Annotated in this window: 13 protein-coding genes; 7 read left to right on the forward strand and 6 right to left on the reverse strand. The window is 69.6% G+C overall.

All coding sequences use genetic code 11. The features are described from left to right. Positions 1-58 precede the first annotated feature (58 nt). From MFF58_RS03585 to MFF58_RS03595, 3 genes are all read right to left on the reverse strand, one after another. Positions 59-2,440, reverse strand: coding sequence for an RNA degradosome polyphosphate kinase (locus MFF58_RS03585; RefSeq protein ID WP_238285412.1), 2,382 nt, complete (start codon positions 2,438-2,440; stop codon positions 59-61). A 105-nt stretch (positions 2,441-2,545) separates the two neighbouring features. Next, complete coding sequence (locus MFF58_RS03590) at positions 2,546-3,256, reverse strand: P-loop NTPase family protein (protein WP_238285414.1); 711 nt, start codon at positions 3,254-3,256, stop codon at positions 2,546-2,548. Positions 3,257-3,284: 28 nt separating this feature from the next. Then, positions 3,285-4,409, reverse strand: a complete 1,125-nt coding sequence (locus MFF58_RS03595; protein WP_238285415.1) for an AI-2E family transporter — start codon at positions 4,407-4,409, stop codon at positions 3,285-3,287. A 141-nt stretch (positions 4,410-4,550) separates the two neighbouring features. Between MFF58_RS03595 and purM the strand changes: the two genes are divergently transcribed. Together purM and purN are read left to right on the forward strand one after the other, a co-directional pair. Beyond that, a complete protein-coding gene (purM, locus tag MFF58_RS03600) occupies positions 4,551-5,630 on the forward strand; it encodes a phosphoribosylformylglycinamidine cyclo-ligase (protein WP_238285417.1) in 1,080 nt (359 codons plus the stop codon). Then, positions 5,630-6,286 carry a phosphoribosylglycinamide formyltransferase gene (purN, locus tag MFF58_RS03605; RefSeq protein WP_238285418.1) on the forward strand — a complete coding sequence of 219 codons (657 nt, stop codon included), beginning with the start codon at positions 5,630-5,632 and terminating at the stop codon, positions 6,284-6,286. The genes purM and purN overlap by 1 nt, the downstream gene beginning before the upstream one ends. Positions 6,287-6,514: 228 nt before the next feature. On the opposite strand, the gene MFF58_RS03610 is transcribed toward purN, so the two are convergent. Together MFF58_RS03610 and ndk are read right to left on the reverse strand one after the other, a co-directional pair. After that, positions 6,515-6,880 (reverse strand): hypothetical protein, encoded by a 366-nt coding sequence (locus MFF58_RS03610; RefSeq protein WP_238285419.1) that lies wholly within the window; start codon positions 6,878-6,880, stop codon positions 6,515-6,517. 167 nt (positions 6,881-7,047) lie between these two features. Then, the gene (ndk, locus tag MFF58_RS03615; RefSeq protein WP_238285420.1) at positions 7,048-7,470 is read right to left on the reverse strand and encodes a nucleoside-diphosphate kinase; all 423 of its coding nucleotides are present in this window, start codon (positions 7,468-7,470) and stop codon (positions 7,048-7,050) included. A 267-nt stretch (positions 7,471-7,737) separates the two neighbouring features. Here ndk and MFF58_RS03620 point away from each other — a divergent pair, with 267 nt between their 5' ends. After that, positions 7,738-8,199, forward strand: coding sequence for a DUF2147 domain-containing protein (locus tag MFF58_RS03620; protein WP_238285421.1), 462 nt, complete (start codon positions 7,738-7,740; stop codon positions 8,197-8,199). A 7-nt stretch (positions 8,200-8,206) separates the two neighbouring features. Here the strand turns inward: MFF58_RS03620 and MFF58_RS03625 are convergent, their stop codons facing one another. Continuing rightward, positions 8,207-8,842, reverse strand: a complete 636-nt coding sequence (locus tag MFF58_RS03625; protein ID WP_238285422.1) for a glutathione S-transferase N-terminal domain-containing protein — start codon at positions 8,840-8,842, stop codon at positions 8,207-8,209. Between the two features lie 240 nt (positions 8,843-9,082). Between MFF58_RS03625 and MFF58_RS03630 the strand changes: the two genes are divergently transcribed. The 4 genes from MFF58_RS03630 to MFF58_RS03645 all read left to right on the forward strand — a co-directional run bounded on the left by MFF58_RS03630 (position 9,083) and on the right by MFF58_RS03645 (position 12,810). Beyond that, a complete protein-coding gene (locus MFF58_RS03630) occupies positions 9,083-9,373 on the forward strand; it encodes a hypothetical protein (RefSeq protein ID WP_238285423.1) in 291 nt (96 codons plus the stop codon). 129 nt (positions 9,374-9,502) lie between these two features. Further along, the gene (locus tag MFF58_RS03635) at positions 9,503-11,536 is read left to right on the forward strand and encodes an FUSC family protein (protein ID WP_238285424.1); all 2,034 of its coding nucleotides are present in this window, start codon (positions 9,503-9,505) and stop codon (positions 11,534-11,536) included. Between the two features lie 23 nt (positions 11,537-11,559). Then, on the forward strand, positions 11,560-11,754 hold the full coding sequence (locus tag MFF58_RS03640; RefSeq protein WP_238285425.1) for a DUF1656 domain-containing protein: 195 nt from the start codon (positions 11,560-11,562) through the stop codon (positions 11,752-11,754). Beyond that, positions 11,755-12,810 carry an efflux RND transporter periplasmic adaptor subunit gene (locus MFF58_RS03645; protein WP_238285427.1) on the forward strand — a complete coding sequence of 352 codons (1,056 nt, stop codon included), beginning with the start codon at positions 11,755-11,757 and terminating at the stop codon, positions 12,808-12,810. It begins immediately after the preceding gene. Positions 12,811-12,878: the final 68 nt, after the last annotated feature.

Here is a 12,878-nt window from a genome sequence, read left to right on the forward strand (position 1 = left end):
CAGAACCGCACCGCGGTCCTGCGAAACCTCTTGAGCCTGTTGTGCACAGGCCGGCCGTTCAGCCGCGCTGCGCCCGCCGGCTCAGGGCCCGCGGACTCGACTTCTTCGAGGCCTTGCCGCGGCCCGAGAGGCTCGGGTTGGTCATGAAGTACTTGTGCGCGTTGAACGGCTCCTCGCCCTCCGCAGGCTGGATCCGCTCGCAGCCCCCGGAAGCCAGCAGCCGCCAGCTCTGGCGGTTGTCCAAGAGGTTGGCCAGCATGATCTGATCGAGCACCTGCTGATGCACCGTGGCGTTGGTGATCGGCAGCAGCGCCTCGACGCGTCTGTCGAGGTTCCGGCTCATCAGGTCGGCCGACGAGATGTAGACCGTCGCCTTGGGGTGGGGCAGCCCGACGCCGTTGCCGAACGCGTAGATCCGGCCGTGCTCCAGGAAGCGCCCGACGATCGACTTCACCCGGATCGTCTCCGACAGGCCGGGGATTCCGGGCCGGAGGCAGCAGATGCCGCGCACCACGCAGTCGATCTGAACGCCGGCTCCCGAGGCGTCGTACAGGGCGTCGATGATCTGGCCGTCGACCAGCGAGTTGCACTTGATCCAGATCGCCGCCGGGCATCCGGCCCTGGCATGGGCCACCTCGGCCTCGATGTGCTCGAGCAGCTTGTTCTTCGCCGTCAGCGGCGAGACGGCCATCCGCTCCAGCTCCGCGGGCTCGGCGTAGCCCGTGATGAAGTTGAAGATCCGCGACACGTCCCGGGCGATCGCCGGGTCCGCGGTGAAGAACGACAGGTCCGTGTAGATGCGGGCCGTGATCGGGTGATAGTTGCCGGTGCCGACGTGGCAGTAGGTGACGAGCTTCTCGCCCTCGCGCCGAACCACCAGCGACAGCTTGGCGTGGGTCTTCAGCTCGACGAAGCCGAACACCACCTGCGCGCCTGCCTTCTCGAGGTTGCGCGCCCAGCGGATATTCGCTTCCTCGTCGAAGCGGGCCTTCAGCTCCACGAGGGCCGTGACCGACTTGCCGAGTTCCGCCGCCTCGGCGAGGGCCGCGACGATCGGCGAGTTCGACGATGTCCGGTACAGCGTCTGCTTGATCGCCACGACGTTCGGGTCTCGGGCGGCCTGGGCCAGGAACTGCACCACCGAATCGAACGACTCGTAGGGGTGGTGGACGATGAAGTCCTTCTGCCGGATCGCCGCGAACACGTCGCCGCCGCTCTCGCGGATCCGCTCCGGGAAGCGCGGATTGTAGGGCTTGAACTTCAGGTCCGGCCGATCGATCCCGACCACCTGGGACAGCTCGTTGAGCGCGAGCATCCCCTCCACCAGGAAGATCGCGTCCGACGAGATCTCGAGCTCGTCCGCCACGAAGCTGCGCAGGTCCTCCGACATGCCGGACTCGACCTCGAGGCGGATCACGACGCCGCGGCGCCGCTGCTTGAGGGCGGTCTCGAAGTGGAGGACCAGATCCTCGGCCTCCTCCTCAATCTCGAGGTCGGAGTCGCGCACGACGCGGAAGGCGCCGCTGCCCTTGACGAGGTAGCCCGGGAACAGCCGCCCCGTGAACATCCCGATCACCTGCTCGATCGGGATCAGCCGCGCGGCGGTGTCGCTGTCGCTCACCGGCAGGCGCACGTACCTGTCGATGACCCCGGGCAGACGGATCAGGGCACGCAAAACCCTGCCGTCCTTCGGCCGCACCAGCATCAGCGCGATGGTCGTTCCGAGGTTCGGGATGAAGGGGAACGGGTGGGCCGGATCGATCGCGAGGGGCGTCAGCACCGGGAAGACGTGGTTGAGGAAGTATTCCTCCAGCCACGCCGCCTGCTCCGCGGTGAGCGAGGCAGGCTCGACGATGGCGATATCGGCGGCGTGCAGTTCCTCGCGCAGCTCACGCCAGCGGGCCTGCTGGTCGGCGGCCAGCCGCGAGACCTCGGCGCCGATGCGCAGGAGTTGCTCGGAGGGCGACAGGCCGTCCTGCGACGGGACCGTCAGGCCAGCCCGCACCTGATCGATCAGGCCGGCCACGCGGACCATGAAGAACTCGTCGAGGTTGTTGGCGGAGATGGAGAGGAAGCGCAGCCGCTCCAGGAGCGGATGGTTCGGATTGGACGCCTCCTCCAGAACGCGACGGTTGAACTGGAGCCAGGACAGCTCCCGGTTCACGAACCGCTCCGGCGAATGGCGCAGCGAGCGCCCGGCCTCGACCACCGACTCCCGCGCCGCGCCCGTCGCCGGCTCCGACGGGGAGGCCGCCGCCGGCCACTCGTCGTTGGCATCCGGGACGGGGCCCGCGGGATCCGCCGCGCCGCTGGCGAGCTCGGCCGCGGCACGCTTGACCGCGGGGGCGCGCCGCGCTGTCGGACTGGCCGCCGAGCGCCGACGGGGCTCCGCTGCCTCGTCGGCAGCGTCGCGATCCATGGGCTTCTGCGTCGATTCCATCCCCGGTTCCTGTCTCTTCCCGTGGCTCCGCAAGGTGGCGGAGCCTGTATCACTCAAGACCGGCGGCCATCACGACAGTTTCGTGACGGGAGCCGCATTCCGCGCTCAGCCATGCGGATCGGACTCGTCGTCCAGGCCCATGCGCCGCAGCACCGCCAGGGCGAGCGGCCGGCTGATGCGGCGCCCGCGGCCGAGGGCGTCGCGGTCCAACTCGGCGACCACGTCGCGGGCGCGGCCCAGGGACCGGTCGATCCGCAGCGCCAGCGAATCGATGACGCCGAGATCGACAACGAGCTGCCGGTCGACGAACAGCTTGACCAGGACGGCGCGCAGGAGGGCGTCGTCCGGCGCCTCAATGGCGATGCGCGGGGCGAGCCGCAGCCGCGAACGCAGATCGGGCGTGGCGAGACCGAGGGCGTCGATCCCGGTGGCGCTGGTCAGCAGCACCGGGCAGGCCCGCTCCCGCGCGCGGTTGAGCAGGTGAAACAGGGCCGCCTCGTCGCGATTCTCGGCCCGGTCAACGTCCTCGATGACCAGCGCGCCGTTCGAGACGAGGTGCTGGACCGCGTCGGCGCCGACTTCGGAGGCCGGGATGGTCCAGGCATGGGCGCGCTCAGCCCAGATCGCCGCCAAGTGGCTCTTGCCGCTGCCGGGCGGCCCCGTCAGCACCAGCACGCTGTCGGGCCAGTCCGGCCACGCCTCGATCAGCGTGTAGGCGGCCTCGTTGGCCGGTCCCACGAGGAAGTCCTCGCGCCCGTACCGGGGATCGAGCGGCAGGTCGAAGGCCAGCTGCCGCGGTGGTGCATTCTCGCGCATGCGTCGTCCAGGATTGCGGCGTCCAGCATCATCCCGCGCCCGCGGAGGTCAAGGCTGCGCCATGCTCGACGTTATGCTCAATCAGGACCGGTTGTCCGGCGTGATAGAGGCGGCTTTCGAGATACCGGGCCAGGGCGAACCGCACGAGCACGCCGATCGAGGCCGCGATCGGTACGGCGAGCAGCAGCCCGACGAAGCCGAACAGCGTGCCGAAGGCCAGCAGCGCGAACATCAGCCAGACGGGGTGCAGCCCGGTCGAATCGCCCACGAGCTTCGGCGAGACGACGTTGCCCTCCAGGAACTGGCCCACCAGGAACACGCCGACGGTCAGGCCGAGATGCAGCCAATCGGCGGATGGCCAGAACTGGACCAGCGCCACGCCCACCGAGAGCAGGAAGCCCGTGAGGGTGCCGACGTAGGGGATGAAGGTCAGGAACCCGGCGATCAGCCCGATCAGCACGCCGAAGTTGAGGCCAACGAGCCAGAGGCCGACCGCGTAGAAGCTGCCGAGGATGAGGCAGACCAGCGTCTGGCCGCGGACGTAGCCGGTGACCGCCCCGTCGATCTGGCGGGCGAGGTCCCGCACCGTCGCCCGGTGCCGCGGAGGCACCCAGCCGTCGATCGCCGCAACCATCCGGTCCCAGTCGACGAGGATGTAGAACGCGACCACCGGCGTCACGACCAGCAGCGACGCGATCGAGATCAGCGCCGGGCTGCCCGACCACAGCGACTTCAGGAAGGCCAGGAGCCACGTCCCCGCCTGCGTCGCGAGGGTGCCGACGGAGGATTGCAGCTCGGTCAGCACATCCGCGCCGCCGACCCGTTCGAGGAGCGTACCGGAGCGCTCGGCGATGATCGCCTGGAGCCGCGACACCATTCCCGGAAGGGTGTTGACGAGGGCGACGACCTGATTGGCCGCGAGCGGAACCAGGATCAGCAGCGTCACCACCAGCGTGACGACGAACAGGGCCAGGATCATCAGGCTCGCCGCCAGCCGCCCGAGTCCGAGCCGCTCCAGCCGGTCGGCCAGGGGATCGAGGAGATAGGCCAGGGTGATGCCGGCCACGAAGGGCAGCATCACCTCGCGGAGCAGGTAAACCACGAGTCCGAAGGCGACCACGGCGGCCAGCCCGATCACAGCCCGTGTGCGCACGAAGATGCTCCCCCTGCGGACATCCGCCAGCGCGCAGAGTGGGTATGCGGCGCACGCCGATCAAGGCGCCCGCTCGGCCGACTCGCGCGCCGCGTCGTAAGTCGCTAGAGCGGGTTCCTTGTCGAACGAGGTTGCGCGGGCATGACGGCCAGGGACGGCAAGGAGCCGAAGACGGGGCTGACCTACGCGGCGGCGGGCGTCGACATCGATGCCGGCAACGCCATGGTCGAGACGATCAAGCCGCTGGTGCGATCGACCCGGCGACCCGGTGCCGATGCGGAGATCGGCGGGTTCGGCGGATTGTTCGACCTGAAGGCCGCGGGCTTCCGCGACCCGATCCTGGTCGCGGCCAACGACGGCGTCGGCACCAAGGTCAAGATCGCCATCGAGACCGGCCGCCACGACACGATCGGCATCGATCTCGTGGCGATGTGCGTGAACGACATCATCGTCCAGGGTGCCGAGCCGCTGTTCTTCCTCGACTACTACGCCACCGGCAAGCTGGTCCCGGGGGTCGGCGCCGACATCGTGCGCGGCATCGCCGAAGGCTGCCGTCAGGCGGGCTGCGCGCTCATCGGCGGCGAGACTGCCGAGATGCCGGGCCTCTACGACGGCTCCGACTACGACCTCGCGGGATTCTCCGTGGGCGCCGCCGAGCGCGGCACGCTGCTGCCGCGCCCCGGCATCCGCCCCGGCGACGTGGTGCTGGGCCTGCCCTCCTCCGGCGTCCATTCCAACGGCTTCTCGCTGGTCCGCCGGATCGTCGCCAAGACCGGTCTCGCCTGGGACGCACCGGCGCCGTTCGATGCCGGTCGCAGCCTCGGCGAGGCGCTGCTGGAGCCCACCCGCATCTACGTGAAGCCGCTCCTGGCGGCGCTCGGCGCGACGGAGGGGATCCGGGCGCTCGCCCACATCACGGGTGGCGGATTCCCCGATAACCTGCCCCGGGTCCTGCCCGACGAGGTCGGCATCGCCATCGACCTCGACGCGGTGACGCCGCCGCCGGTCTTCGGTTGGCTCGCCCGCGAGGGCGGCGTCGCCGAGGCGGAGATGCTGCGCACCTTCAATTGCGGGATCGGCATGGTGGTGATCGCTGCCGCCGACTCGGTGGACGACGTCGACGAAGCCCTGACCCGGGCCGGCGAGACCCCGGTCCGCCTCGGGCGGATCACGGAGCGGGGCTCCGAGCCGGTGACCTTCAGCGGTCGCCTCGCCCTCTGATGGCGACCGTCCGCAGCCGCAGGACCCGCGTCGCCGTCCTGATCTCGGGGCGCGGCTCGAACATGGTGGCGTTGCTGGAGGCGGCGCGGGATCCCGCCTATCCGGCCGAGATTGTGCTGGTCGTCTCGAACCGTCCGGAGGCCGCCGGCCTCGCCAGGGCGGCGGCCTCCGGCATCCCGACACGGACCATCGACCACAAGGCCTTCGCCGACCGCGCCGCCTTCGATGCCGCCCTCGACGCCGCTCTGCGCGGGGCGGACGTTGACCTCGTGTGCCTCGCGGGTTTCATGCGGATCCTGACGCCGGATTTCGTCGCGTCCTGGGCGGGCCGGATGCTGAACATCCACCCGTCGCTCCTGCCCTTGTTCAAGGGTACGCACACGCACCGGCAGGCGCTCGAGGCCGGCGTGCGTCTGCACGGCTGCACGGTCCATTTCGTCGTGCCCGAACTCGACGCGGGCCCGATCGTCGCTCAAGCGGCGATCCCGGTTCGGCAGGGCGACGATCCGGACAGCCTCGCGGATCGCGTGATCGTGCAGGAACGCCGCCTCTACCCGGAGGTGCTCGCCCTGGTGGCGGGCGGCCGCGCGCGCCTGGAGGGCGATCGCGTGGAGATCGCCGACGCGGCGCCGGACGGCGTGCTGTTCAGCCTCTGAGGTCCTGTCCGGCGCCCCGATCCGGCTGATCCCGCCCCACTCCGTCGTCCTGACGTGCGACGCGGCACGACTTCGAACCGCGCGAGTCGCCGACGGTACCGGCCGTTGCGATGCCACGGGGCGGCGCGCGGCGATCCGGCGGCGCCGCGCGCCACGACGTCCCGCTTCCCCGGGTTGCTTCGCCGCGCTCGCGCGTGGGCGGCGGACCGAAGCAACCCCGCGCGCTCCTCAGACCGGGCGCTGCAGCTTGCAGCTGTCCAGCGCCGCGAGCGCCTTCGCGCGGGCAGAATCGTTGAAGTAGCCGGTGACCCGGTAGGCCTCGATCTCCGTCGCGTCGAGGCTGCGCAGCGTCTGGCGGGCGTAGCATCCGCAGGGACGCTCCAGGGATGCCTCGGGTGCGCTGGTCAGGCGGGCCTGGACGACCGTGCAGGCGTGGCGCACCCGGCCCTCGAGGTTGGACTTGGTGGCGGTCTTCAGGGCCGGATCCGGCTCGTACTGCTGGAACGGAGCCGGGGAGCCGCCCGCGAGGGCGGCGGTCGCGCCGAGGGCGAACAGTCCGGTCGCGATCAGCAGGGGCAGGCGGCGCATCGTCATGGTCGTGATGGTCCAGGGCTGGGATTGGTCAAGCTCAGCCGTTGGACTCTTCCGGGCTCCATTCCGTCAAGGACGGCTCGGTCACACAGGGCGGCATTCACCGCCCTGGCGGATGCGGTGCCGGACGATGGCGGGAAGGTGTGCCCGAGCCGCCACCGCCCTCGCCTTCAGGCGGCGATATCGGAGTCCTGGAAGAACTGCGCGATCTCCATCTTGGCGTTCTCAGCGCTGTCCGAGCCGTGGACGGTGTTCTCGCCGACCGACTCGGCGAACTTCTTGCGGATGGTGCCCTCGGCGGCCTGGGCCGGGTTCGTGGCGCCCATGACCTCACGGTACTTGGCCACCGCGTTCTCGCCCTCGAGCACCTGAACCACTACCGGGCCGGAGGTCATGAAGGTGACGAGCTCGCCGAAGAACGGCCGCTCCTTGTGGACCTCGTAGAACTTCTCGGCCTGGTCCTTGGTCATGCGGATGCGACGCTGGCCGACGATGCGCAGGCCCGCCTCCTCGATCACCGCGTTCACCGCGCCGGTCAGGTTCCGCCGCGTCGCGTCGGGCTTCAGGATCGAGAAGGTGCGCTCGGTGGCCATGGTGCGTCCGGTCTGTCTGTGGAAAAGAATGTGCGGCGCGCCGGAAGTCCGGACGCGCCGCGGCAGCGAGAATTTCGCTTCGGCGACGGGCTTATAGCGGGCGCCCCCCGGTGTCTCAAGCCACGGATCGGAACCCGACCGGCCAAGCGTGGCCGTGGCGCTGCCGCAACACCGCCGAAAAATCGCCCGATTGCGGCGGCTCAGTCGCGCATCGACCGATTTCGTCCACCCCGGGCGTCCGCAACGCCCCAATCCCGGAGACGAACCATGCGACTCGCTCTCAGCGCCGCCCTGCTTCTCACCGGCCTCTCCGCCGCTGCCGCCGACACCGGCAAGGACCCCTCCGGCACTTGGCTCACCGGCGACGGCCGCGCCAAGATCCGCATCGACCGCTGCGGCCCGGGCCAGAAGCTCGTCTGCGGCAAGGTCGTCTGGCTCAAGGTGCCGAACGACGGCGGCGCCCCCCGCACCGACCTCAAGAATCCCGATCCTAAGAAGCGCGCCCGCCCGGTGATCGGGCTTCAGCTCATCGAAGGTCTCAAGCCCGACGATGAGAAGTTCACGGGAGAACTCTACAATATCGAGGAAGGCAAGATCTACACGGTCAGCCTTGAGCGCGAGAGCGAGGCCGAACTCAGCGTCTCCGGCTGCATGCTCAAGGTGCTGTGCGGCTCCCAGACCTGGACCAAGGTGCCGGACGTGAACCAGCAGGCCGCCAACAAGAACTGACCGTCGGTCAGATCGACGCGAGGCCGCGCTGCACCGCCGGCCTCGCCAGGATGCCGTCCAGCCATCGGGCCACGTTCGGCAGGGTGGCGATGTCGACGCCCTGCTTGAAGTTGAGCTTCGCCCACGTGAACGTCGCGATGTCGGCGATCGAGTAATCGTCGGCCAAGTAGGCCCGTCCCTCGAGCCGCCGCTCCAGCACGCCGTAGAGACGCTTGGCTTCCGCGGTGAAGCGCTCGATCGCGTACGGCACCTTCTCGGGCGCGTAGATCTTGAAGTGGTGCGTCTGGCCGAGCATCGGCCCGAAGCCCGCCACCTGCCAGAACAGCCACTCATCGACGACGACGCGCGCGCGTTCGTCGGCGGGATAGAATTGGCCGGTCTTGCGGCCGAGATACTGCAGGATCGCACCCGATTCGAAGACGGAGATCGGCTGCCCGCCCGGTCCGTCCGGGTCGACGATCGCCGGAATCTTGTTGTTGGGCGATATTGCCAGGAAATCCGCGGCGAACTGCTCGTTCTTGGCGATGTTCACCGGAACGATCCTGTAGGGGAGGCCGCACTCCTCCAGCATGATTGGGATCTTCCAGCCGTTCGGCGTGCTCCAGGTATGGACGTCGATCGGCCGCCCGGACACCGCTGCCATGCTCTGTCTGCTCCTCGACCGGATTGTCGGCGATGCGGTGGACCTCCGCTGGCTCCGGACAACCTTCTCAGTGAAGACGATTTCCCGCCCGCGCTCAAGGGTTACGCCTTGCCGCGTCTCACGTTTGCGAGAAAGGGGCGCGGTGCCTGTTGGCAGACGGCAGCACCGGCTTGCCGCGGCTGCGGTTGGGCGGCGACACTGAACACTGGGCGTCGTCGCGACGCTCAGGGGGAAATTCCGATGATCGTCCGACTCGCCAGACTCGCGGCCCTATCCGTGCCGCTCCTCGTCACGCACCCCGTCCTCGCCAAGGACGCGCCCGCGGAGGCTCCCGCGGCGACCGAAGCGCCGGCCGCCGCGCCGGCTGCGAAGCAGCCGAGCCCGGGGCAGACCGCGGCCCGCGACCGCCAGAAGAAGTGCGGCGCCGAGTGGCGCGGCCTCACGGATGCGCAGAAGACCGCGCAGGGGCCGAAATGGCCGCAGTTCTGGAGCAAGTGCAACAAGCGCCTGAAGGGTAACGACAAAGCCTGATGGATCGCGAACCGCGGCGCATTTCGACCGTTCCTTTCCCCGGAGCCGCGGATCACCGGGAGCGTGAGGTCATGACGGATCGGCCTCAGCGGCGACACTCACGGCCGCGCGCTCACCGCCGGGCCGAGCATGGCTGAGGCCGCCGCCGCCGCAGGCCGGACGCAAAGGTCGATCGTGGATCGCGTCGTCGCGGTCCTCGACGACTGGGTTCCGAAGCCGGCGGCCTGGGCCTTCGCGTTGCGCATCTGGATTGCCATGATGCTCGCGCTGGCGCTCGCCTTCTGGCTGCAGCTCGACAGCGCCTCCTCGGCCGCGACGTGCGTGGCCATCCTCGCCCAACCGAAGCGCGGTCAGGCGATCTCGAAGGCGATCTACCGGCTGCTCGGCACGCTGCTCGGCGCGGCCGTGTCGATCGTGCTGATGGCCCTGTTCGGGCAGGACCGGGTGCTGCTGCTCGTTTCCTTCACGGTGTGGCTCGGGCTCTGCGTGTTCGTCGCGCAGTACCTGCAGGACACCCGGGCCTACGGCGCGATGCTGTCCGGTTACACGGTCGCGATCATCGCGCTCGGCCAGATCGACGAACCGCAGGGCACTTTCGACGCCGCCGTCTCCCGGGTCGCCGTGATCGTGCTCGGGATCGTCGTGATCACCTTCATCAACGACGCGCTCGCCTCGCCGAGCACGTGGCGGGCGCTGCTGCCGCAACTCCGCGGTGCCTGGGACGGGACGCGGGCCTACGCCTGCGAGACGCTGACGGCGGGGGATCTCGGACCGGCGCGGACCGCGGCCCTGATCCGCACGATCGCGCCGATGCGCGCCGATGCCAGCGCCATCGCGGGCGAACTCGACGACGGATCGTTCCGCGCCGCGGGCGCGCGCAGCTGCATCGCCGCGCTCTACGTCATGGCGGCGGCGATCCGCGCGGTGGCCGCCGCCACGTCCTGCCTGCGGACCCCAGGGCCCGCCGTGGCGGAGGCGCTGGCGATCTGCCGCCGGGTCGCCGATGCGCCCGACGTCGAGATTCTCGACCGGGACGACGAGCGCCTGCGCGACCTCGTCGATGCGGCGATCCGCGATGGCCACCGACCGCTGGACGAGATCGTGGTGCTGCAGCGGGCCCTCGACTTCGTCTGCGCGGCGACCTTCGCGCAGGACGGGCTTCGCGCCCTCGCGGACGGGCACCGGCCGCTGCGCGATGCGCGCCTGCCGACACACCGCGACTTCCAGGTCGCCCTCCGGGGCGCCCTGCGGGTCGCCATCGGTTTCGCCGTGACGGCCGCGGCCTTCCTGGCGCTCGGCCTGCCGCAGGCCACCTTCGCGCTGGTTCAGGTGGCGGCGACGGCCGCGCTGTCGTCGGTCACCCCGGACCCTAAGAAATTCGCCAACGGCGTCGTGATCGGGATGTGCACCGCCGCCACGCTCGCGGGCATCGCGCGGTTTGTCTTCCTGAACGGCGTGCAGGGCTTCCCCATGCTCGCGATGGTCATGGCACCGGTCATCTTCTTCGGGTGCTTCCTGTCGCTGAATCCCAAGACCTTCGGCATCGGCTTCATCGTAATCGTATTCTTCCCCGTCCTGCTCGGCCCCGCGAACCCGCAGAGCTACGACGCCCAGACTTTCCTGCTGAACGCGTTCCTGGTGGTCGTGTCGTCGGTGATCCTGTCGATCGTGGTCCGCCTGCTCCTCCCGATCACACCCGCACAGCGGCGCGCCTTCGCCCTCGATTCGGCGCGGCGCGACCTCGCCGACGCCCTCGTCGGGGAAGGCGGCGACGCCACAACGCGCACCAGCCTGAACGCCGACCGGCTCTTCCAGTTCGCCGCCTACAGCTCGGGCAGCGGCGCCGTGCGGCGGGCGAATCTCGCGCACGCCTTCGCGCTGGCCAGGCTGGAGGCTGCCGCCGCCCGCGCGCACGCCGAGCTCCGCCGCCTCTGGCCCGCGGCGGAGCTGCGCGAATCGATCCGCCGGGCGGGCAGCGGCCTCGCGGCCGGGAACGACCGGGCGCTCGAGACGGCGGCCCGCGACCTGATCCGGGCCGCCTCGCCGGCAAGTCGAGCGGTGCGGCTCACCACGGCGCGGGCGGCGAGCGACCTCATCACGGCGGCTCGAACCATCGCGCGCCATCGGCGATTCCTCCAACGCCTCGGAATCGCGCTATTCTGACCGGGATCTCATTCGGGGCGGCCATGTACGAGGACGTTCATATCGGTGGCGTGCTGATCTCCTCGTTCGTCGCCTATGCCCTCATCGCGTTCGCGATCCTTCTCGTGCTGCGCTGGTTCTTCGCGCGCATCCGCTTCAGCCGCTACGTTGCCAATGCCCCGCTCGCCGAGGCCGGGATCTACGTCTGCGTCCTCGCTCTCCTCATCGCGTTGATCTGAATGCCCGATACGACCGCCGACGAGGACGATCCGAAGCCCGTCGCGCGCGAAGGCGCGGTGGATCGCTACGACAAGCTGCCTATCGTCAGACGCCGGGGCCGCACCGCCAAGATCCTCCGACTGGCTGCCACCGGCGTCATCCTGCTGGTGGCGGGCGTGGCGGCGGCCTACGTCTGGGCGTTCTACGTCGTGGCGCCCTGGACGCGCGACGGGACGGTGCGGGTGCAGGTGGCCAACATCGCTCCACAGGTCGCCGGCCAGATCATCGAGGTCCGCGTCCGCGACAACCAGAATGTCCGGAAGGGCGACGTCCTCTACGTGATCGACCCGATCGATTTCGAGGTCTCGGTCACCTCCGCCGACGCCGAGGTGAAGAACCGCGAGGCCGACCTGCAGGTCAAGAACGCCCAGTCGGCCCGGCGCCAAGCCCTGACCACGGTCTCCACGTCGATCGAGGAGAAGCAGCAATATGCCGGCACCGCCAAGATCGCCGAGGCGACGCTGGAGAGCGCGCAGGCGCAGTTGCGGCAGGCAAAGGTCAACCTTGAGCGCACCCAGGTGCGCTCCACCGTCAACGGCCGCGTGACCAACCTCCTGATGCGGGTCGGCGACTACGCCCGCACCGGCACCTCCAACATCAGCGTCGTCGATACCGATTCGTTCTGGATCGACGGCTACTTCGAGGAGACGAAGATGCCCAACATCCACGTCGGCGACGCGGCCGACGTGAAGCTGATGGGATTTGATCCGCACCTCACCGGGACCGTGGAGAGCATAACCCTGGGCATTTCCACCGCCAACGCGGCGGCGAGCACGCAGGGCCTGCCGGATGTCAATCCAGTCTACACTTGGGTGCGGCTCGCTCAGCGCGTCCCGGTGCGGATCAAGATCGACCACGTTCCGCCGGAAGTGCCGCTGATCGCCGGCATGACCGCGACCGTGGTGGTGAACGGCGGTCGCGCACCGACCCCGAACTGGTTCATGGATCTGAGCGCGCGCGTCTCCGCGCTGACGAATTCGGCCCACGGTCCGATCAAGGAAGCCGATCGCCGCTGAGCGGTCGCGCAGGACCGCATCGTGTTCCGATGGATGGGTCCGATGTGGCTATCATCGGGAAACGCGCC

The sequence above is a fragment of the Methylobacterium longum genome (genome assembly GCF_022179385.1).
In the GTDB taxonomy this organism is placed as follows: domain Bacteria; phylum Pseudomonadota; class Alphaproteobacteria; order Rhizobiales; family Beijerinckiaceae; genus Methylobacterium; species Methylobacterium longum.